Genomic DNA, 20951 nt, shown 5'->3' with positions numbered 1-20951 from the left:
GGCCTACTCCCCGTCGGGGTCCAGCGGGCGGATCTGTGGATCGGGATCGCCGTCCTGGAGTCTGCGGCGGTTGTTCGTCCAGGTCTTGACCGCGCGTGCGGTGTACTCGGTCAGGGCCACGAGCGTGACGACGTCACCGAGCACTCTCAGCACGAGCTCGATGTCGGGCCCGAGCCGCCCGTCGGCCGCGTCCGTGCCGGCCTGCTCCTCGATACTCAGTTTCCCCCTGGAGACCAGTCCCTCCAGCGACTCTTCCCGCTCCAGCCACGTCTTCAGGGCTCTGACATCGTCCACGGTCGCGCCGGCGCCCAGCCGCACGCGTACGCCTAAGACAGCCACTCGGTCCCCCTCTGTCATGCCCGACATCATGACACCGGGTCAGGCCTTGGCGGCAGACCTGTGACGCGACCCGTGCAAGCGATTGCACGCCCCCTTCACGCCAGGCGCACACGGCGCACGCATGTTCAGGGCTGGGTCTGCAACTGCCTCAACTGCCGCTGCACATGATCGAGCGCCCCCTCGCGCCGCCCGGGGACCCGCCCCCGCAACTCGGCCAGGGCCGCGCCCAGTTCGCGGGCCCGCGTGGTGTCGCGGACCTGCCCCCACTGGTGGTGGGCACGGTCCACGGCGGCCTCGACGGCCGGAGCGTCCGGCGCCTGCCCGGCGTTCAGGCGGGCCGTGGCGATCGTCAGCCAGGTGTGGCAGCTGCGCGCCGCGTCCCCGGCGAACATCGCCAGGTCGGCCCGTACCTCGGCCCAGTGCAGGGCCTCCTCGGAGGCGGGCCCGTGCGCGGCGACGGCGGCCTGCTCGTACCGGGCGGCGAGCGCGTCGGCGTCGGAGTGGCGGCCCGCCTGGACGGCGGCGGTGATGGCGGCGTGCGGATCACCGGCCGAGGGGCCCGGCGTGCTCAGCACGAGGTCCGTGCCCGCGCTCTCGGGCGCGATCCGGCTCAGGGCCTGCTGGTGCAACTGCTCCGCCGGCGGCCGGACCCCGCTGCGCAGGATCGTCGCGACGGCCTTCATGTACGCCGGTGCCGCGACCGTGCGTCTGGACGGCGGCGGCGCGATCCGCCCGTGGACGGCGTTGCCGCGGCCCGAGTCCAGCGGTGTGCTCCGCAGCAGCTCCCAGGTCTCGGCGTCCGCGTGCAGGTCGAGCAGCAGGGTCGTGGCCCCGGCGGGCCTCAGCCGCAGCTCCTCCCGGAACCAGTGCCAGGGAAAGGCCGTGTAGCGGGCGGTGGAGGGGGTGGTGCGTGCCAGCGCGAGGTGGGGCAGGCGCTGTCGGCGGTCGAGCTGGAGCTGCCCCGTGACGTACACGGTGAGCGGCCCGGGGGCCGCGGCGGCGGCGCGCAGCCGGGTGAGGACGGCCTGCGGCTCCAGCGGGTCGGCGAGTTCGACGACGTTCGCGGTGTCCGTGCCGGCCAGCACGGCGGGCGGCACGGCGGCCAGGACGGGGAGGACGGAGGCGGCGTCCACCAGGCGCCCCTTGCCCACCGGCGAGGCCGCCAGCAGCAGCACGGTTCCGGGCATCGTCCCTCCCCCTGTGTCGATCACGTACGTCAGCACCGTAACCGCTGCGGCTGCACAGGTGGGCCCCAGGACCGCAAACGCCCGCCTTCGGGTGCTTCGCCCCCTAGGGCCCTTCTGATGGATCTCCGCCGAGTTGCCTGCGGCTCCGCGGCGGTGTGCCCTGGAGGCAGGGGCAGGGAGAGAGGAGAGCTCTCATGGCTCATGCGGCACCCGCCTCACGCGAGGTGACCGGGCGGCGGCGCAGGCCCGATGTCTTCAGCGCGCGCACCCACGCCGCCGCGAAGGTCGCGCTGCCCGTCGTCCTCGGCCTGGTCTACGGCTACTGGGCCGCGGCCAACCGGCGCGACTCCGGGCCGATCACGGGCTGGAACCTGCTGTTCGGCTTCCTCACCGCGCTCGTGTTCGCCGTGCTGTTCGCCGCCCTGTGGAAGGTGGCCCCGAGGCTGAAGCGCGAGCTGCACGCCCTGGTCTGGTTCGTGTTCACGGGCTGCGCGGTCGGCTTCCTCGTCAGCCAGTCCGACGAGTCCGTGCTCGAGTCCGCCGGGCTGGGGGTGGTGGTCGGGGCGGGCGTCCTCGTGACGCTGTTCTACCGCTACTACACGCACGAGGACGCCGCGGGCCACCGCGTCGACTGATGCCGGCTCATCCCGTACCGGTACCGGCCTCGCGCGGGCGCCCGTTCGGCTCGACCTGTGAGGCCGAATGCAGTCACACCGCTCGCGGGAGCGGCCCGTCACGCCTTGCCTGGAGGGGTGTCCGTACCCGAGAAGGCGCCCCCACGGCTGCGGAACCGCCTGTCGGCCGTTCTGCTCGCCCTCGCGTGCCTGCTCCTGCCGTTCGCGGCGCTCGCGTCCTGGGCGGCGCACGGGCTGACCGACACCGGCCGCTACGTCCGGACGATGGCACCGCTCGCCGCCGACCCGGACGTGCGGCACGCGGTGGCGGACGCCGTCGGGGACGGCTTCATGCGGGAGACCGGACACGAGTTCGACACCGGTCCGCTGCGGGGCGCGGTCGGGCCCTTCGTGCACGACGCGGCGCGCTCGTTCACCCGGACCGAGGCCTACCGCACGGCCTGGGACGCGGCGAACCGGGCGGTCCACGCCGCCGTGCTGCGCGCCCTGCGCGACGACCGCCCGCACGCGGGCCCGGTCACCGTCGACGTCGCCCCGGTCCTCACCAGCGTCAAACACCGGCTCTCCGCCGACCACGTGCCGTTCGCCCACCGCATCCCGGTCACGCACACCCGCGTCCCGGTGCTCCCGGCCGCGGACGTGGACCGACTGCGCAGGGGGTTCCACGTGCTGGACACCGCCGCCTTCTGGTTGCCGCTCGCCGCCGCCGTCCTCACCGTCGCCGGGATCGGCGTCGCCGCGTGCCGCCGCCGCGCGGTCACCGCCCTCGGCCTCGGCACGGCCCTGGGCGGCGCGCTGCTGGTCCTGGCGCTCTCGATCGGCCGCCGCCTCACCCTCGCCGACCTGCCCGACGCCCTGCACCGCCCGGCCGCCGGCGCGGTCTACGACGCCCTCACGGCCACCCTGCGCACGGTGTCCTGGCTGCTGTGCGCCCTGGGCCTCGCGCTGGCGCTCGGCGCGTGGCTCACGGGCCGCTACGGTCCCCGGCTCGCCGCGCGGCGACGTGCGCCAGGGTCCGCAGGGCCCGCCGCAGATCCGGCTCCGGAGCCGACGCGAGCCCGAGCCTGACCGCGTCGGGCGTGTGGCCGGGCGCGACGGCGAAGGCGGGGCCGGGCGTGACGGCGATGCCGTGCGCGGCGGCGGCGCCCGTGAAGGTGTCCGCGCGCCAGGGGGCGGGCAGCTCCCACCAGGCGAAGTAGGCGTGCGGGGCGGACCGTACGGCGAAGCCCGCGAGCTCCTCGGCGAGGATCCGCTGCCGCCGGGCCGCGTCGGCCCGCTTGGCCTCCACCAGCCGGGCCACCGTCCCCTCCACCACCCACCGCACGGCCGCCTCCAGCGCGAACCGCCCCGCGCTCCACCCGCCCGACCGCACGGCGTCGGCCACGGCACCGGCCCGGTGCGGCGGCACGACGAGAAAGCCGACGGTGAGCCCGGGGGCGACCCGCTTGGAGAGTCCGTCCACGACGTGGGTGAGGGCCGGGGCGTGGACGGCGAAGGGGTCGCCGGGCGTGTGGAGGAAGGACCAGATGCGGTCCTCCACGACCGGCAGGTCCAAGTCATGGACCAAGGCGGCGAGTTGGAGCAGCCGGGTGCGGCTCGTCGTCAGGGACGTCGGGTTGTGCAGGGTCGGCTGCACGTAGAGGGCGGACAGCGGCGCCGTACGGTGCGCGGCGGCGACGGCCTCCGGGAGCAGTCCGGCCGCGTCACCGGCCAGCGGCACCAGGGTGATGCCGAGCCGGACCGCGATCTCCTTGACCAGCGGATACGTCAGCTGCTCCACGCCGACCCGGCCGCCCGGCCGGACCAGGGAGGCCAGCACGGCGGCGATGGCCTGGCGGGCGTTGCCGGTGAACAGCAGCCGCTCCGGGCCGGGGCGCCAGCCCGGGGTGGCGAGGAGGCCGGCCGCGGCCTCCCGGGCGGACGCGGTGCCGGTGGCGGCCGCCGGCCGCAGGGCCTCGGCCAGTACGTCGGGCCGCAGCAGCGGCGCGAGCACGGGGGCGAGCAGCTCCGGCTGGCCGGGCGCGGACGGGTAGTTGAGCTCCAGGTTGACGGGCGCCGCGGCCGGACCGGCCTCGATGAGCGCCTGCCCCGCCGGTCCGGCGGGAGCGGCCCGTACGAAGGTGCCGCGCCCGACCTCGCCGACGACCAGCCCGCGCCGTACGAGTTCGCCGTACACCCGCCCGGCCGTCGACGACGCGATCCCCCGGCGCCGCGCGAACGCCCGCTGCGGAGGCAGCCGTTGGCCGGGCTTGAGCCGGCCGGTGGCGATGTCGTCGGCGATCCGGTCGGCGATGCGCCGGTAGTCACCCATCGGTCGGCCTCCCTCTTGCATTGCACCGAGAGCAAAGATCTTATTGCACCGAGTAGTTGGGCGCCCTAGGGTCGTCCCCATGGCACCCTTCCTCGCATACGAGGACAAAGGCCCCGTTTCTCCTCGGCAGCCCCTTGTCCCCCCGGTCCCCCTGGTTCTCGTCCACGGCCACCCCTTCGACCGCACGATGTGGGCCCCGCAGGTCGAGACGTTCTCGGCGACGCGCCGCGTCATCGTCCCCGACCTGCGCGGCTACGGCGCTTCCCCGACGGCCCCGGCCGTCACGGACTTCTCCGGATTCGCCCGGGACATCGAGGCCCTGCTGGACGATTTGAAGGTGGAGTCCTGCGTGCTGGCGGGCCTGTCGATGGGCGGCCAGATCGTCATGGACTGCTACCGCCTGTTCCCCGAGCGCGTCCGCGGCCTGGTCCTCGCCGACACCTTCCCCTCCGCCGAGACCCCGGAGGGCGTCCGCGCCCGCGACGCCATGGCGGACCGCCTCCTCGCGGAGGGCATGCGCGGCTACGCCGACGAGGTCCTGGAGCGGATGGTCGCGCCGTACGCGTCCGCCGAGGTCAAGGCGCACGTCCACCGCATGATGACGGCCACCTCCCCCGAGGGCGCCGCCGCGGCCCTGCGCGCCCGCGCCCGCCGCCCCGACTACAACGCCCTGCTGACCCGCGTCACCGTCCCGGCCCTGGTCGTGGTGGGCGCCGACGACACCTACACGCCGGTCTCCGACGCCCGGGCCATGCACGCGGCCCTCCCGGACGCGGCCCTGCACGTCATCGAGGGCACGGCACACATGCCGAACCTGGAACGCCCGGAGGAGTTCGACACGGCACTGGGGGAGTTCCTCGCCCGGGTCGACGGACGGCAACCTTCCCCCGCCGCGCCCCGTCTTTGAGGGAGGATTCGGGCATCCCACCCCGCGAACGGAAGGCCGGGCCTTGGACACCGCCGCTGCCGAGTGGACCGCCACCGACGACGAGCCGCAGCACCGTCCGCCCGGACGGCGGCTCGGCGCCTGGTGCGCGGGCCTGCTGCTGGCCGGGGTGAGCGTGGTCGTCGGCTTGCGGGCCGCCGACAGCGACGGCATCACGCCCGTCCCGCAGGTCCTCGCCTTCCTCCCCTGGCTGCTCGCGCCCACGGCCCTGGCGCTGCTGCTCACCCTGCTGTCCCGCTGGTGGCCCGGGACGCTCTGGGGAGTGGTCCTGCTCGGCCTGCTGGCCTGGTTCACCGAGCCGTACGGCAAGACCGGCGACCCCGCCGGCCGTCCGGTCGCCGACCTGCGCGTGCTGACCTCGAACGTCGAGTTCGGCCAGGGCACCGGGTCCCTGGTCGCCGCCGTCCGCCGCGAGAAACCGGACGTCGTCTTCGTACAGGAATGCGAGTACACCTGCGACGCCCGGCTGAAGCGGGACCTGGGGCGGGACTACCCGCACCGCCGCGCCGTGGAGGGCGGCGGCTCCGAGGGCTCCGTCATCCTCAGCCGCTTCCCGCTCCGCCCCGAGGACGGCATCCCCGGCACGATGGGCATGCCCGGCGCGATCGCCGACGTGGCCGGACACCCCGTACGGCTCCAGCTCGCCCACCCCATGCCCCCGCTGCCCGGCCAGGTGGACCTCTGGAACAGGGAGCTCGACGCCGTGCGCGACGCGGCCGCCGCCGACCGCGGCACCCCGCTCGTCCTGGCCGGCGACTTCAACGCCTCCCAGGACCACGCCGCCTTCCGCCGCATCCTCGACACCGGCCTGTACGACGCCGCCCGCCTGGACGGCGCCGACCGCACGGCCACCTGGCCGGCCGCGACCGCCCCGACGTTCGGCACGCAGATCGACCATGTGCTGGTGTCCAGGGACTTCGCGGCCGACCGCACCCGCTTCCTGGACCTGGCCGACACCGACCACCGGGCGGTCGTCACGGACCTCACGCTGCACGACGGCGGATAGGGACACCCGGGGACAGCAGACAGGGAGCGCCCGGCGGGCACCCCCTGTCACCTGCTGTGCGGCTGCTCGCTCAGCAGCCGATGTCGCTGCCGTCGGCACGCCACACGGCCACGACCGCCGGCCGGACGTACGTGCCGGGCCCGTCGGGCCAGGTGCTGGCGGGCTTCTCCACGGACGCGCCGTCGATCTCGCCCGGGTGCTGCACGGCGACGAGGACGCGCCGGTCCTGGATGATCGGACCGCAGGTCTCGGCGCCCTTCGGCACGGTCAGGAACTGCTTCAGCTCACCGCGCCGCTCACCCCGGGTCGCCACGCCGAACAGGCCGTCGTGCGAGCCGAGCTGGGCGCCGTCGGTGGAGATCCACAGGTTGCCGTAGGGGTCGAAGGCGACGTTGTCCGGGCAGGAGATCGGGCTGACGCCGTCCTTCGGGAAGCCGGCGAAGTAGGTCGCCGGGTCGTCCGGGTCACCGGCGACGAGGAACAGCGACCAGGCGAACTTCGTGCTCTCGGGCCGGTTCCACCGCTCGGTGAGCTCCAGCACGTGCCCGTGCTTGTTGGCGTTGCGGGGGTTGGCCTCGTCCGCCTTGGCGTTGGAGCCGACACCACGGTTGCTGTTGTTCGTCAGGGCGACGTAGACCTTGCCGGTCACCGGGTTGGGCTCGATGTCCTCGGGCCGGTCCATCTTCGTCGCGCCCACCTTGTCACCGGCGAGCCGCGTGAAGACGAACACCTCGTCGGCGCTCATGCCCTCCACGTGCGAGACGGCACCGTCGGCGGTGGCGGTGGCGGTGGCCAGCGGGATCCACTCCCCGCTCCCGTCGAACTCGCCGTCGTTCGGGAGCTTGCCCGTGCCGTCGATCTCGATGGCGGGGGAGTCACCGGTGAGCTTGGCGACGTACAGCGTGCCCTCGTCGAGCAGGGAGAGGTTGTGCTCGCGGACGGCCCGGGAGGTCCCGCGCTTCATCCGCTTGCTGCTGACGAACTTGTAGAAGTAGTCGAACCGCTCGTCGTCACCCGAGTACACGACCGGCCGCCCGTCGTGCGTCAGCCGCACGGTCGCGGCCTCGTGCTTGAACCGCCCGAGCGCGGTGTGCTTACGGGGCGTGGAGTCCGGGTCGTACGGGTCGAGCTCCACGACGTACCCGAACCGGTGCACCTCGTTCGGCTCCTGGGCGACGTCGAACCGCTTGTCGAACCGTTCCCACTTGCGCTCGCTGGCCCCGGTCCCGATGCCGTACCGCTTGTCGGTCGCCCGGCTGCTGTTGGCGAAGTACTGGTTGAAGTTCTCCTCGCCGTGCAGGGTCGTGCCCCACGGGGTGACACCGCCCGAGCAGTTGTTGAGGGTGCCGAGCACCTTGGTGCCGCTCGGGTCGGCGGAGGTCTTCACGAGGTCGGACCCGGCGACGGGCCCGGTGAGCCGGAACTCGGTGGTGGCGGTGACACGCCGGTTCAGCTGATGCCGGGAAACAGCGGTGAGCTTCCCGGTCTTCCGGTCCCCTTCCACCACCACGGCGGAAAGCCCGTGCGCGGCCCAGGCGATCTCGACCTGCTCCCGCGTCGGGTTGGCGGCGTCGTACCCCCGGAACATAAGAATCTCGTCGGTGTACTCGTGGTTGGCGACGAGGAGCTGCCGCCCCCGCTCACCCGGCAGCGGAAGCAGCGCGAGGAAGTCGCAGTTGTACCCGAACTGACCGGCCTGGGCCTTGGCGGTCTGCTTCTCCGGGTCGAAGGCGGGCGCCCCGCGCAGGATGGGCTCGCCCCACCGGATGACGACGTTCTGCCGGTACCCCTCCGGCACGGTCACGGCGTCGGCGGTGTTGGGCGCGACGGGCGAGAAGCGCAGCCCGCGGGCGCCGGACTTACGGCGGGCGGCATCGGAAGCGGCGCCGGCCGGGACGGCCGCGGCGGCAGCACCGGCCTGGGGAGCCTGCCCGACACCGACGGCACCGGCCCCGGCGGCGGCCACGGTCACCACGGCCGCGGCGCGCATCATCGACCGCCGGCTGAGGGCACCGGCGATCACGTCACCGACGTACTCGTTGGTGCTGGTGTTGGGCACCTCGTGGAAGCAGGCGTCACCACACCGGAAACGACAGGTCATCGCGGACCGGCCGCCGGGGTGCGATCCGGACGGCGTTCCGATCAACGGCAGCAGCTTTCGCACTTTGATCTCTCCTTGGATGCCCATGGTGTCAGCGTGACCGTAGGGGCACATACGTGCGGGAGCCGGGCGCCCTGGTGAACAACGAGTGAACCCACAGCAGCCGTACGGGGGTTACGGCGATTCGGCGCGGCGACACCTGTGCAGGCCGGATGTCCCTCTTGACAGGGTGGACCCCGCACACCTGACCCTGCCCAAGATCGCGCAGGAGGGCCGCTAACCTTACGTGTCCGTCCTGGCCAGGGATTGACGGGCATCAACTCACGCGAAGGGTTGCGCGCACATGGGCATTCTCACTCTCTTGCGGAACGCGTTCGGACGGTCACGCAAGTCACGGACCGCCGAGGCGGAGGGTGCGGCGCAGACGACGACCACGGGGACAGCGCCTGCGCAGGAGCCGCCGGCACCCCAGCACACGGTCCCGTCCCAGGAGACCCCGACGCCCCCCTCCCCGGACACGAAGGTCCCGTCCCCCTCCCCCGAGCCGACCCCGCACCACTCGGCCACGGTCCCCGACCCCCGCCCGACGTCCCCCGAGGCACACGACCTCGTATCAGCGGCCTTCGACCGGGTGGCGGTCCCCCGGCCGACGCGCTCGGCTGAGGGGGAGCCGGGGGAGAAGGCGGGGGGTGTCGAGAAGCCGGGGATGGCCGAGGAGCCGACGGCGGAGAAGCCGACGGTTACCGACCGCTCCGCGGAGGCGACCGTCGCGGAGCCGGAGGGCGTGGACGAGCCGGCCGTCGCGGAGAAGCCGACGGCTGCCGACCGCTCCGCGGAGCCGACCATCGCGGAGCCGGAGGGCGTGGACGAGCCGGCCGTCGCGGAAAAGCCGACGGCTGCCGACCGCTCCGCGGAGCCGACCATCGCGGAGCCGGAGGGCGTGGACGAGCCGACCGTCGCGGAAAAGCCGACGGCTGCCGAGGAGCCGGCGGGCGCTGCGGAGTCCGCCGTCGAGGAGCCGGTGGCCCAGGCGGAGCCGGAGGCGGAGGCGGCTACGGACGAGAAGCCGGCCGTCGAGGAGCCGAAGGTCGAGCAGCCGAAGGCCGACGAGCCGGAGATCGTCGAGGAGCCGGTCGCCGAGAAGCCGTCGGCCGCAGAGGAGCCGACGGAGGCTGCGGAGCCGACGGAGGCTGCGGCCGAGGCGGAGACCCCGGCCCAGGCAGAGACCCCGGCCGAGGCAGAGACCCCGGCCGAGGCGGAAGCTGCGACCACCGCCGAGCCCCAGACGACCGAGGCGCCTCAGACGACCGAGGACCCCGAGAAGTCATCGGCGTCCGAGACGTCGGCGGAGAAGTCCAAGGCCGGCCCGGAGGGCGAGGCGCAGCCCGAGCCCGCGGCCAAGCCGGAGGCGAAGACTGCGGCCGAGTCCGACGCCCCGGCGGCGACGGAAACCGCCCCGAAGGCGGAAGCCGAGCCCGAGCCCACCCCGGCCCAGCCGGCAACACCGGAACCGGCAGCCGCAGCAACCGCCTCCCCGACGACGGAGCCGACGCCCGAGCCGGAGACGGCGGCACCTGAGGCCGAGGCAAAGCCGACGGCCGACACGGAGCCCGCGGCCAAGGCGGAGCCGCCGGTCACCCCCGAACCCGCAGCCGAACCCGCAGCCGAAGCCGCAGCCGCCGACGGCGCCCAGCCCCCACAGGGGCCACCCGCACCCGACAACGAAAGCAGCACGGGTGGTGCGGGTGGGAACGACACGGCCGAAGGCGAAGCCGAGGCCAAGGCCGAGAAGCCCGCCCTCACCCTCACCCAGCTCAAGACCCGCGCCCCCAGCCTGACCACCGCCTACCGCGCCGCCGCCACCACCCTCAAGACCCACAACCTCACCGGCACCCGAGCCAAGGTCTACCTCGTCCTCGACCGCTCCGCCTCCATGCGCCCGTACTACAAGGACGGCTCCGCCCAGGCCCTCGCCGAACAGACCCTCGCCCTCGCGGCCCACCTCGACCCCGAGGCCACCGTCCCGGTCGTCTTCTTCTCCACCGAACTCGACGGCACCGGCGAGATCACCCTCACCGACCACGAGAACAAGATCGACGACCTGCACGCCAGCCTCGGCCGCATGGGCCGCACCAGCTACCACGCAGCGGTCGAAGCAGTCCTCGCCCACCACGACAAGGAAGCCCCCGGCACCCCCGCCCTCGTGGTCTTCCAGACCGACGGCGCCCCAGACGCCAAGACCCCCGCCACCCAGTCCCTCACCAACGCCGCCAAGACCCACCCCACCGTCTTCTTCTCCTTCGTCGCCTTCGGCGACCCGGAGAACAAGGCCTTCGACTACCTCCGCAAGCTCAAGACCCCCAACACGTCCCACTTCCTCGCCGGCGAAACCCCCCGAGAGCTCACGGACAAGGAGCTCTACGACGGCGTACTGGCGAACTGGCGCCCGTAGCACCCCGGGGGGTGGACAGCGCACAGCAAGCCGTCCACCCCCCGAAACGCGTGTGAGTCGATCTTCAGCGGACCAGTAGGATTTCGACCATGGCGGCCACTGGATCCGAGAAGCAGGGGGCGAAGGCGTACTACGTCTCGACCCCCATCTACTACGTCAACGACGCTCCTCACCTGGGCCACGCCTATACGACCGTCGCAGGCGACGTGCTCACCCGCTGGCACCGCCAGCGCGGCGAGAAGGTGTGGTACCTCACCGGCACGGACGAGCACGGTCAGAAGATCATGCGCACGGCCGAGGCCAACGGGCTCACCCCCCAGGCGTGGGCCGACAAACTCGTCACCGAAGCGTGGATGCCTCTCTGGGAGCACCTGGAGATCGCGAACGACGACTTCATCCGCACCACGCAGAAGCGGCACACGGACCGCGTCCAGGAGTTCGTCCAGGACCTGTACGACAAGGGCGAGATCTACAAGGGCGGCTACGAGGGCCCGTACTGCGTCGGCTGCGAGGAGTACAAACTCCCCGGCGAGCTCCTCGACGGCGAGGGCGACTTCGCAGGTCAGAAGCTCTGCCCGATCCACAAGAAGCCGGTGGAGATCCTCAGCGAGGAGAACTACTTCTTCAAGCTGAGCGAGTACGGCGAGAAGCTCCTCGCCCACTACGAGGCGAACCCCGGCTTCATCCAGCCCGAGTCCGCGCGCAACGAGGTCGTGAACTTCGTACGCCAGGGCCTCCAGGACCTCTCCATCTCCCGTTCCACGTTCGACTGGGGCATCCCGATCCCGTGGGACGACAAGCACGTGATCTACGTGTGGGTCGACGCGCTGCTGAACTACGCCACGGCCGTCGGCTACAACGAGAACCAGGCCAAGTTCGAGGAGACCTTCCCGGCCGACGTCCACCTGGTCGGCAAGGACATCCTCCGCTTCCACGCGGTGATCTGGCCCGCGATGCTGATGGCGCAGGGCCTCCCCCTCCCCGGCAAGATCGCGGCCAACGGCTGGCTGATGGTCGGCGGCGAGAAGATGTCGAAGTCGAACCTGACCGGCATCAAGCCGCAGGACCTGACCTCGCACTTCGGCGTGGACGCGTACCGCTGGTACTTCCTGCGCGCGATCGCCTTCGGCCAGGACGGCTCCTTCTCCTGGGAGGACTTCTCGGCCCGCTACACCAGCGAGCTGGCGAACGACTACGGCAACCTGGCGTCCCGCGTCGCGGCGATGGTCGGCAAGTACTTCGGCGGCGAGCTGCCGGCGTCGACGGCCGACGGCGAGGCGGAGACGGCGATCCACGAGGGCCTCAGGAAGGCCGTCACGGAGGCGGACCGCCGGATCGGCGACGACCTGGACTTCCAGGGCGGCATCCTCGCGGTCTTCGACTTCGTCAAGCAGGTCAACGGCTACATCACCGAGCAGGAGCCCTGGAAGGTCGCGAAGGACACGTCGGACGAGGGCAAGGCCCGCCTCGCGACGATCCTCTACACGGCCGCGGAGTCCCTCCGCGCGGTAGCGGTCCTCCTCAACCCGGTGATGCCGGAGACCTCCCAGAAGCTCTGGGACTCGCTCGGCGCGGAGACCTCCCTCGGCGCCCTCGCGGAGCAGAAGATCGGCGAGGCCGGTGAGTGGGGCAGGCTCCCCGCCGGCACGACGGTCACCAAGGGCGCGGTCCTCTTCCCGCGCCTGGAGGAGAAGCCGACCGCGTAACAGCGGTAACACGCTCGCTACAGCACAGGGCCCGGGAGAACGAGAACCTTCTCCCGGGCCCCGCGCTTTGCGAAGATCGCGGGAAAGCGGCTACAAAACCGCCGCCACACACCTGGGGGACCTTCCATGGCACTGTTCGGCAACGCCCACACCGTAGACCCGGCCTCCGCCCAGCAGGACTACGCCCGCCTCCTCGGCCACGGCGAACAGGTCCACGCCGCGTTCCTGCTGATCCGCGACACCATCCTCTTCACCGACCGCCGCCTGATCCTGATCGACAAACAGGGCATCACCGGCAAGAAGGTCGAGTACCACTCGGTCCCCTACCGCAGCATCACCCACTTCGCGGTGGAGACGGCCGGCACGTTCGACCTCGACGCCGAACTGAAGATCTGGATCTCCGGCACCCCGACCCCCATCGAGAAAACCTTCACCAAGGGCGTCGACATCTACGAGGTCCAGGCCATCCTGACCCAGTTCGTGGCGAGGTAGAGGCGTCAGCTTTTCACGGCGTAAGGCACGAAGTCCGCCCACGCACCGGGCGTGATCGCCAGACGGGGGCCTGAGACGTCCTTGGAGTCGCGAACATGCACGGTGCCGGGGGTGAAGGCAAGTTCAACGCAGGAGTTTCCGTCGTTGCCGCCGCTGTAGCTGCTCTTGAACCACGCCAGCTCACAGCTGTCCCCGGCAGTGGTTTTGCGGATCATGTCTCTCCCAGCAGTTGCTCGATGAAGGCCAGCGACTCCCGTGGAGAGAGCGCCTGAGCCCGGATGGTGCCATACCGCAGCTCAAGGATGCGCAGGTGTTTGGGTTCGGAGACCGGCCGACCATTGAAGGCACCATCCGAGCGCCCCACGGCCGTACCGTCCGGAAACTTCAGCAGCTCGATCCTGCCGTCCAGGCCGGAATGGGTGTCACAGTTCATCGGCATCACCTGAAGCACGACGTTGTGCAACCGCCCCACCTCCAGCAGACGTTCAAGCTGCTGACGCCACACCATTGTGCCCCCGATGGGGCGCCGCAGGACCCCCTCTTCCAGGACGAAGCTGAGCGCTGGTGCGGGCGAGCGCTCGAAAACCGACTGGCGCGCCAGACGAGCGGCCACCATGCGTTCCACATCGTCCGGCGAGTACGGCGGCTGTGCTGCCCCGATCACCGATCGTGCGTGCTCTGATGTCTGCAGCAGCCCAGCGATGATGTGGCATTCGTACAGAGCGATCTCGATCGCCTTGGCCTCCAACTTGCCCAGCTCCCGAACCTTCTTCGGATACCGGACCTTCTTCACGTCCTCCCAAGCCGCCGCGATGAGCCCACCCGCTCCCAACACCTCGTCGGCCCTGTCCAGGTACTCCTGCCGAGGGATCCGCTTCCCGCCCTCGACCTTGTAGACAAGGTCCTCCCCGTACCCGACCGCCGTCCCGAACTCGGCAGCCCGCATCCCCACCGCCTCACTCCTCGTCCTTGAGCTGTCGCGCCTCGCCGTCCACCGACATGCCGCACCCTCCTTCGTACCGCCGTGCCGCAAAGGTAAGCGCACCGCCACGCTCAGTGACGAGAACCAGGAAATGTCCACCCGTCCCCCTGCAAGACCGGAGCGCGACCGCGTGTGCTCCGGTGCCGTCGGCGGTCTTCCCCAAGGAACACGAGAGGGAAAGAAACCGCACCAAGCCCCACCCCTCCCGCCCACGGCGCACGCTCACTCCCGCGAGTGAACATCGCCAACTGAGCTGGATTCCGCACCGGTTGCCTGCCCTACGCTCAGCGCAACACCAAGCGGCACGAACAACCCCAGACATGCAACGGCCCTCGCCGGGACTGGCATCCCAATGCGAGGGCCTGACCACCAAGGAAGCAGCAACCTTCCCGATGGACACCCAAGACACTAGCGTGCGCCCGCACGCCCAGTCCCGAAACAGCGGCAAAAACCACCCGCACCGGCACACCAACGGGCACGCCCACCCGGGCGGCGGCGTCATCCACGACAACACCCGCCACACCTCCCGGTTCACGGTGATCGGCAACCACCTCACCCAGCACCCGGACCTGTCGCTCCTCGCGATCGGACTGGCCTGCCACATCCAGTCACTGCCCACCGGCGCCAGTGTCGACATCAAGTCCCTCGCCGCCCGCTTCCCCGAGGGCCCCACCCGCATCGCAGCCGCCCTGCGCGAGCTGGAGACCCACGGCTACCTGCACCGCACCCGCGAACGCACGCCGGCCGGCCGAATCGTCACCCGCACCGTCTCCTGCAACCAGCCGGGCCGCCGACGCGACCGGGCCACGTCCGACGGGGCACCGCCCAGGCCCCCGGCCCGCCGCGCCACCACCGCCGCGCACCAGGAACCCGCACGCCGCCGCGCCCTCCCCGCCGTACCGAAACCCGCGTACATCTCTCCCGCTCTCCTCCAGACAGCCACCGAAGTCCTCGCAGGCCTCCGCCGAGCGGACCCCCGCCTACTCCTCTCCGCCACCGACGCCGAACACCTCGCGCCGGGCGTCGCCGCCTGGCTCGAACGGGACCTCACCCCCACCGCCGTACGCCACGCCCTGACCAGCGACCTGCCACCAGAGCCCCTGCGCCGCCCGGCCGCCTTCCTGGCCCACCGCCTCACCGCACAGCTGCCACCCCTGCCACCCGTCCGGCCACCGGCGCCAACGGCCCCGGAGCCCAGACACCCCTTCCAGACCTGTGACGGCTGCGACCGACCCTTCCGCGCCCCGGCCCCCGGCCGCTGCCGCGACTGCCGATCCGTTCTCGCCGGAGGCCGCCTAGCATGAACGGGACGATCCTTGCCCCTGGGCACAGACGACGAGGAGCGAGCGCCATGACTATCGCCCCGGAGAACGCGCGGCAGGGCGCCTCCCAGCTGTACCGGGTCATGCGGGATTTCGTTCAGTCGGCGGACGACAACCTCCCCGGCAAGTTCGAGATCACCAAGGAAGGAATCGTCCTCGACATGATGTCGCCCATGAAGCCGCACGAACTCACCGTGCTGCGCGTCCGGAGGCGTCTGGAAAAGGTGATGCCGGCCGAGATCGTTGCCCACACGGGTGAGCCCGACGTGGAGGACGAGCCCGAGGGCATCATGCGCCGACCCGACGTGATGGTGATCGCCGAGGCGGACATGGAAGGAGAGGGCTCCTTCGACCCCCGGTCGCTCGTCGCCGCAGTGGAGATCATCTCGCGCTCCAACCCGGACAACGACTGGGTCACCAAGATGCGCGACTACCCCCTGATGGGCATCCCCGTATACGCGATCTTCGACCCGCGCACCGGCACCGGAACCGTCCTCAGCGACATCCACGCCACCCCCGACGGCCCCCGCTACGCCACCCGCAAGGACTTCGTCTACGGCGAGGACGTCACCATCGCCGACTGGACGATCTCCAGCGAGGATCTCCCACGCTACGAAGGCGGGACCAGGGAGCAGTAGTGAGCCACCCGGAACCGCATCACCTCCGGGCGAGGCACCCGCACCGAACGTCCCTGATCGAGTGATCGTCTCCCAAGCCCCGGCCCTCCTCTCTCCCTCGCCATAGCCTGTGCTGATGGACGCGGAGACAGCGGCTGAAGCGAGACGCGCGCCCGGCTCGGCAGCTGGACCGACGACCACGCGGCCGGCTGGGCCCATGGTTACGCGGAGGGCTTGGCCGTGGCCATTCTGCGGGTCTTGGAGCAGCGCGACGTATCCGTCTCCGACGAGATCGACGGCTTCCTCACCACCCGCACCGATCTCAAAGCCCTCACCGACTATCTGGACCTTGCCCTCACCGTCACGGACGCCAGGGAACTGTTCGCCGCACGGCCCGAGTCCTCGCAAGGGCTCGGGCCCTGAGGCGCCGGGCGCCGCTCAGCGCGCCTCCCCCACAACAGGCTCCCCCGTCACTGCCGCGGTCTTACCGCCAGGCCCCGCCTGCGCCCCCCGGTTCGTATGCCGTACAAACGCCACCCCCACCACCGCCAGCACAGAAGCCGCCGACAACGTGTACAGCCCCCCGTTCGTACTGCCCGTCGTGTCCTTCAGGTAGCCGAAGAGGGTCGGTGACACGAACCCGCCCAGGTTGCCGATGGAGTTGACCAGGGCCAGCCCCGGTGCCGCGATCTTCAGGTCCAGGCCCGACTGGGCCATCGGCCAGAAAAGAGTCGCCGCGCACTTGCCGCCGACCGCGGCCAACGTGAGGGCGGCGAGGCCGAACCAGGGGGATCCCAGAGTCGCCAGGAACGTGCCGGTCGCGGAGAGGACCAGGGCGATCGCCAGGTAGGGGCGGCGGTCCGGGGCCCGGTCCGTGAAGTGGCTCATCGTGTACATCGCGATCACCGCGCAGATCCACGGGATCGCCGACAGCAGCCCGATCTGGAAGGGCGACAGTCCGCCGATCTCCTCCACCAGGCTCGGCAGCCAGAACGTAATCGCGTAACCGGTGAGCGCCATCGCGAAGAAGACCGCGGTCAGCACCGCCACCTGCGGATGGAAGATCAGCTTCCATCGCGACACCGACGGCGCCCGGTCCCGCGCCTCCTGGTCCCGGGCCACCGCCTCGCTCAGCGCGTCCTTCTCCTCCTGCGTGAGCCACTTGGCGTCCTGGATCCGGGAGACGAGGAAGAACCCGGCGACGAAGCCGACCAGGATGGAGAAGGCCCCCTCCAGCGCGAACATCCACCGCCAGCCGGCGATGCCGCCCGCGCCGTGCAGCTCCAGCAGCGCGCCGGTGATCGGGCCGGTCACGATGTACGCCGTGGCCGAGCCGCCGAGGAAGATCGCACTCGCCCGGCCCCGGCTGGAGTCCGGCAGCCACTGGGTGAAGTACAGGAGCACACCGGGGAAGAAGCCCGCCTCCGCGACACCGAGCAGGAAGCGCAGGGCGTAGAACATCCACACGTTGTGGATGAAGCACATCGCCACGATCACCGCACCCCAGGTGATCATGATCCGGGTCAGCCAGATCCGGGCACCGAACCGCTCCAGCCACATGTTGCTCGGCACCTCGAACAACGCGTAGCCGATGAAGAACAGGCCCGCGCCGAGCCCGTAGGCCGTGGCGCTCACTCCGACGTCGGCCCGCAACTCGTCCTGGACGAAGCCCACGTTCGTCCGGTCCATCTGGTTGACCAGCAGCATCAGGACCAGGATCGGCAGCATGCGGCGCAGGAATTTACTGACCGCACGCTGCTCGGCCTCGGGTATGGCTGTCGCGGCTTCTGACATCGTTGTCTCCCTTGCTGTACACGTACATGAACAGAGATCACGTACGCGTTCTCGAAGGGACCTTAGGGAGGCTCCGGTTCTGGGTCAACGGGTTGAGTAGAAGTACATATATGTGAATGCGGGGCGGACGGCCTGTATGCGTCCGCCCCGCAGACCTCCGTCAGGCCGTGGACGCCGAGGCCGACGCGCCCGGCTGGACCGAGCCGTCCGTGCCGTCGTGCGTCGCCTCCGGGTCGACCCCCATGGTGAGGGTGGCGACGACGCCCCGGGCGATGGCGCCCTTCTTGTACTTCAGCGTCAGCAGACCGCCCTCGGTGCCGTTGCCCGGGTAAATGGTGTCCTCGTCCAGGGTGGTGCGGGTCGTGCTGTTGGTGGAGTACGGCTCGACCTCGGCGGAGGCCAGTACGGACTCCTCATCGAAGAAGAGCTGGCCGGTGTGGCAGGTCGTGCCGCCCTCGTAGCCCGCGTCGGTCCAGGTGCCGTTGACGTGCACCTTGGTGTGGATGTGCACGCAGCGGCCCTGGTACCAGCCGGGGAAGACCGTGCGGAACACGACCTCGCCCTTCTTGTCCGTCCGCCAGGTGCCGCGCAGATAGCGCTCGTCGTCGGTGGGCTCCTCGTGGCCGCCCCCGCCGCCTCCGGGAGGCGCACCCGTGGGCGTACCCGTGGGAGTGCCGGTCAGTGTCCCGGAGGGCGGTGTACCGCCCCCGCCGCCTCCGCCCCCGCCGCTGCCCATCGCCTCGTACCCGGAGTACACGCCCAGCGCGTTGCAGTGCCAGATGTCGACGGCGGCGTTAGCGAGGGGCCTGCACGTCTCGGAGTCGATCACCTTCAGGCGCAGGGTGAGCGGGATGCCCTCCTGGTCCTCGGTGACGTCCCGGCGGAGCTTGTCGGCGTCGATGTAGTAGGGGCCCTCCGTGGTCTCGGAGGTCAGCTTGTAGCAGACCTCGCCGGCGGTCTTCCCGTTCGTGTCCGCAGTCTTCTCCCCGGCGAACGCGCCCGCCGCGAACGTCCCTCCGACGCCCGCCGCCACCACCGCGCCGGCGCCCGCGGCGATGACCTTGCGGCGTGTCAGATCCCGCTTGTGTTTCGGCCCGTGGGCCGTTTCCTGTCCCGTCATGGGAAGGGAAGCTAGGGAGCCCGCCTGTCAGGAGCCTGGGCGAGAGCTGGGTGGGAGCCCTGGGTACGAAAGTGGCTCGGAACCGGCGCCGGTTCCGAGCCACTCCCTACAGGTCGCCTACTTCGGCTGCGGCTTGCGCACCGACAGGTGCAGCTCCTTCAGCCGCGCCTCCTCCAGCTCCGTCGGCGCGCCCATCATCAGGTCCTGGGCGTTGCCGTTGAGCGGGAAGGCGATGGTCTCGCGGATGTTGGGCTCGTCGGCGAGCAGCATCACGATGCGGTCGACGCCCGGGGCGATGCCGCCGTGCGGCGGGGCGCCGAAGCGGAAGGCGCGCAGCATGCCGGCGAACTTCTCCTCGACCGTGTCGCGGTCGTATCCGGCGATCTCGAAGGCCTTGAGCATGATCTCCGGCTCGTGGTTCCGGATCGCGCCGGAGGACAGCTCGACGCCGTTGCAGACGATGTCGTACTGCCAGCCGAGGATGTCCAGCGGGTCCTGGGTCTCCAGGGCCTCCAGGCCGCCCTGCGGCATCGAGAAGGGGTTGTGCGAGAAGTCGATCGCGCCGGTCTCCTCGTCCTTCTCGTACATCGGGAAGTCGACGATCCAGCAGAACCGGAAGACGCCCTCCTCGAAGTGCCCGGCGCGCTTGGCGGCTTCCACCCGCACCGCGCCCATGATCTTGGAGACCTCGTCGAACTCGCCCGCGCCGAAGAAGACCGCGTGGCCGGCCGCCAGCGACAGGCGCTTGGTCAGCTCGGCGACGTTCTCCTCGGTGAGGAACTTCGCGATCGGGCCGGACAGCGAGCCGTCCTCGGCGACGCGGACCCAGGCCAGGCCCTTGGCGCCCTGGGAGACGGCGTAGTCACCCAGCTGGTCGAAGAACTTGCGCGGCTGGCCCGAGACGTCCGGCACCGGCAGGGCACGGACGTGCTTGCCGGCGAACGCCTTGAACTCCGAGCCCTCGAAGATGTCGGTGATGTCGACGAGTTCGAGCTTGGCGCGCAGGTCGGGCTTGTCGGAGCCGTACTTCAGCATCGCCTCGCGGAAGGGGATCCGTGGGAACGGCGAGGTGACGTGGCGGCCGCCCCCGAACTCCTCGAACAGCTCCGTCATCAGCTTCTCGACGGGCTGGAAGACGTCCTCCTGCTCGACGAAGCTCATCTCGATGTCGAGCTGGTAGAACTCGCCCGGCGAGCGGTCGGCGCGCGCGTCCTCGTCGCGGAAGCAGGGCGCGATCTGGAAGTAGCGGTCGAAGCCGGAGATCATCAGCAGCTGCTTGAACTGCTGGGGCGCCTGGGGGAGGGCGTAGAACTTGCCCGGGTGCAGGCGGGACGGGACGACGAAGTCGCGGGCGCCCTCGGGGGAGGTCGCGGACAGGATCGGCGTCGCCATCTCGTTGAAGCCGAGGGCCGTCATCTTGTGGCGGATGGCGGAGATGACCGCCGTGCGCAGCATGATGTTGCGGTGCATGCGCTCGCGGCGCAGGTCCAGGAAGCGGTACTCCAGGCGCCGCTCCTCGTTGACCCCGTCCTCGGTGTTGATCGTGAACGGCAGCGGGGCGGCGGCGCCGAGCAGCTCGACCTCGCCGACCTCGACCTCGACCTCACCGGTCGGCAGCTCGGGGTTGATGTTCTCGGCGCCCCGGGAGACGACCTTGCCGTCGACGCGGACGGTCGACTCCTTGGAGAGCTTGTCGAGGGCCTCGTAGGCGGGGGTGCCGGGACGGGCCACGAGCTGCGTGATGCCGTAGTGGTCGCGCAGATCGATGAAGAGGATGCCGCCCAGGTCGCGCCGATTGTGCAGCCAGCCACTCAGCCGGACGTCGGTGCCGACGTCAGAGGAGCGGAGCTCGCCGCAGGTGTGGGACCTGTACCGATGCATCGTCGTTCATCCAGTCTTCGCTGATCGGGGTCTGTGTTTCACGTGAAACTGGTCCCCAGC

General features: G+C 71.0%; 18 protein-coding genes and 1 pseudogene. 10 read left to right on the top strand and 9 right to left on the bottom strand.

Annotated features, from left to right (window positions below; translation table 11 throughout):
* Positions 1 to 3: 3 nt before the first annotated feature.
* Together IE255_RS26945 and IE255_RS26940 are read right to left on the bottom strand one after the other, a co-directional pair.
* A complete protein-coding gene (locus IE255_RS26945; protein WP_229906601.1) occupies positions 4 to 339 on the bottom strand; it encodes an effector-associated constant component EACC1 in 336 nt (111 codons plus the stop codon).
* A 125-nt stretch (positions 340 to 464) separates the two neighbouring features.
* A complete protein-coding gene (locus tag IE255_RS26940; RefSeq protein WP_190052945.1) occupies positions 465 to 1526 on the bottom strand; it encodes a serine/threonine-protein kinase in 1062 nt (353 codons plus the stop codon).
* Between the two features lie 194 nt (positions 1527 to 1720).
* Here IE255_RS26940 and IE255_RS26935 point away from each other — a divergent pair, with 194 nt between their 5' ends.
* Positions 1721 to 2161 (top strand): hypothetical protein, encoded by a 441-nt coding sequence (locus IE255_RS26935; protein ID WP_190052944.1) that lies wholly within the window; start codon positions 1721 to 1723, stop codon positions 2159 to 2161.
* A 117-nt stretch (positions 2162 to 2278) separates the two neighbouring features.
* A complete protein-coding gene (locus IE255_RS26930) occupies positions 2279 to 3229 on the top strand; it encodes a hypothetical protein (protein WP_190052943.1) in 951 nt (316 codons plus the stop codon).
* Here the strand turns inward: IE255_RS26930 and IE255_RS26925 are convergent.
* A complete protein-coding gene (locus IE255_RS26925) occupies positions 3126 to 4472 on the bottom strand; it encodes an aminotransferase-like domain-containing protein (RefSeq protein ID WP_190052942.1) in 1347 nt (448 codons plus the stop codon). The two genes, IE255_RS26930 and IE255_RS26925, sit on opposite strands and share 104 nt — an antisense overlap.
* A 79-nt stretch (positions 4473 to 4551) precedes the next feature.
* On the opposite strand from IE255_RS26925, the gene IE255_RS26920 reads away from it, so the two are divergent.
* A complete protein-coding gene (locus IE255_RS26920; protein ID WP_190052941.1) occupies positions 4552 to 5379 on the top strand; it encodes an alpha/beta fold hydrolase in 828 nt (275 codons plus the stop codon).
* A gap of 43 nt (positions 5380 to 5422) precedes the next feature.
* Entirely contained in the window at positions 5423 to 6424 is a 1002-nt protein-coding gene (locus IE255_RS26915; protein WP_190052940.1) for an endonuclease/exonuclease/phosphatase family protein, read from the top strand.
* Positions 6425 to 6494: 70 nt separating this feature from the next.
* On the opposite strand, the gene IE255_RS26910 is transcribed toward IE255_RS26915, so the two are convergent.
* Complete coding sequence (locus IE255_RS26910; protein ID WP_190052939.1) at positions 6495 to 8588, bottom strand: PhoX family protein; 2094 nt, start codon at positions 8586 to 8588, stop codon at positions 6495 to 6497.
* 280 nt (positions 8589 to 8868) lie between these two features.
* Here IE255_RS26910 and IE255_RS26905 point away from each other — a divergent pair, with 280 nt between their 5' ends.
* The 3 genes from IE255_RS26905 (at position 8869) to IE255_RS26895 (ending at position 13175) form a co-directional block, all read left to right on the top strand.
* Entirely contained in the window at positions 8869 to 10977 is a 2109-nt protein-coding gene (locus tag IE255_RS26905; RefSeq protein WP_190052938.1) for a VWA domain-containing protein, read from the top strand.
* An 89-nt stretch (positions 10978 to 11066) separates the two neighbouring features.
* Positions 11067 to 12683: a methionine--tRNA ligase gene (gene metG / locus IE255_RS26900; protein ID WP_190052937.1), complete on the top strand. Its 1617-nt coding sequence runs from the start codon at positions 11067 to 11069 to the stop codon at positions 12681 to 12683.
* Between the two features lie 126 nt (positions 12684 to 12809).
* Positions 12810 to 13175: a PH domain-containing protein gene (locus tag IE255_RS26895; RefSeq protein ID WP_059417055.1), complete on the top strand. Its 366-nt coding sequence runs from the start codon at positions 12810 to 12812 to the stop codon at positions 13173 to 13175.
* A gap of 5 nt (positions 13176 to 13180) precedes the next feature.
* Here the strand turns inward: IE255_RS26895 and IE255_RS26890 are convergent, their stop codons facing one another.
* Positions 13181 to 13390 (bottom strand): DUF397 domain-containing protein, encoded by a 210-nt coding sequence (locus IE255_RS26890; protein WP_190052936.1) that lies wholly within the window; start codon positions 13388 to 13390, stop codon positions 13181 to 13183.
* Positions 13387 to 14145 (bottom strand): annotated as a pseudogene (locus IE255_RS26885) (DUF5753 domain-containing protein); the annotation flags it as partial. The gene IE255_RS26890 and the pseudogene IE255_RS26885, both read right to left, overlap by 4 nt.
* Positions 14146 to 14549: 404 nt before the next feature.
* Here IE255_RS26885 and IE255_RS26880 point away from each other — a divergent pair.
* The 3 genes from IE255_RS26880 to IE255_RS26870 all read left to right on the top strand — a co-directional run bounded on the left by IE255_RS26880 (position 14550) and on the right by IE255_RS26870 (position 16519).
* Complete coding sequence (locus IE255_RS26880; protein WP_190052935.1) at positions 14550 to 15461, top strand: helix-turn-helix domain-containing protein; 912 nt, start codon at positions 14550 to 14552, stop codon at positions 15459 to 15461.
* Between the two features lie 47 nt (positions 15462 to 15508).
* Positions 15509 to 16117, top strand: a complete 609-nt coding sequence (locus IE255_RS26875) for a Uma2 family endonuclease (RefSeq protein WP_190052934.1) — start codon at positions 15509 to 15511, stop codon at positions 16115 to 16117.
* 219 nt (positions 16118 to 16336) lie between these two features.
* Positions 16337 to 16519 carry a hypothetical protein gene (locus tag IE255_RS26870; protein WP_190052933.1) on the top strand — a complete coding sequence of 61 codons (183 nt, stop codon included), beginning with the start codon at positions 16337 to 16339 and terminating at the stop codon, positions 16517 to 16519.
* A 15-nt stretch (positions 16520 to 16534) separates the two neighbouring features.
* Here the strand turns inward: IE255_RS26870 and IE255_RS26865 are convergent, their stop codons facing one another.
* The 3 genes from IE255_RS26865 to aspS form a co-directional block, all read right to left on the bottom strand.
* Positions 16535 to 17890: an MFS transporter gene (locus tag IE255_RS26865; protein WP_190052932.1), complete on the bottom strand. Its 1356-nt coding sequence runs from the start codon at positions 17888 to 17890 to the stop codon at positions 16535 to 16537.
* Between the two features lie 160 nt (positions 17891 to 18050).
* On the bottom strand, positions 18051 to 19010 hold the full coding sequence (locus tag IE255_RS26860; RefSeq protein WP_190052931.1) for an intradiol ring-cleavage dioxygenase: 960 nt from the start codon (positions 19008 to 19010) through the stop codon (positions 18051 to 18053).
* A 117-nt stretch (positions 19011 to 19127) separates the two neighbouring features.
* Positions 19128 to 20891 (bottom strand): aspartate--tRNA ligase, encoded by a 1764-nt coding sequence (aspS, locus tag IE255_RS26855; protein WP_190052930.1) that lies wholly within the window; start codon positions 20889 to 20891, stop codon positions 19128 to 19130.
* Positions 20892 to 20951: the final 60 nt, after the last annotated feature.

This window comes from Streptomyces lomondensis (assembly GCF_014651035.1).
Classification (GTDB): domain Bacteria; phylum Actinomycetota; class Actinomycetes; order Streptomycetales; family Streptomycetaceae; genus Streptomyces; species Streptomyces lomondensis.
Note: the sequence above shows the minus strand (reverse complement) of the source record. Positions and strands in the feature narration are given on the sequence as shown.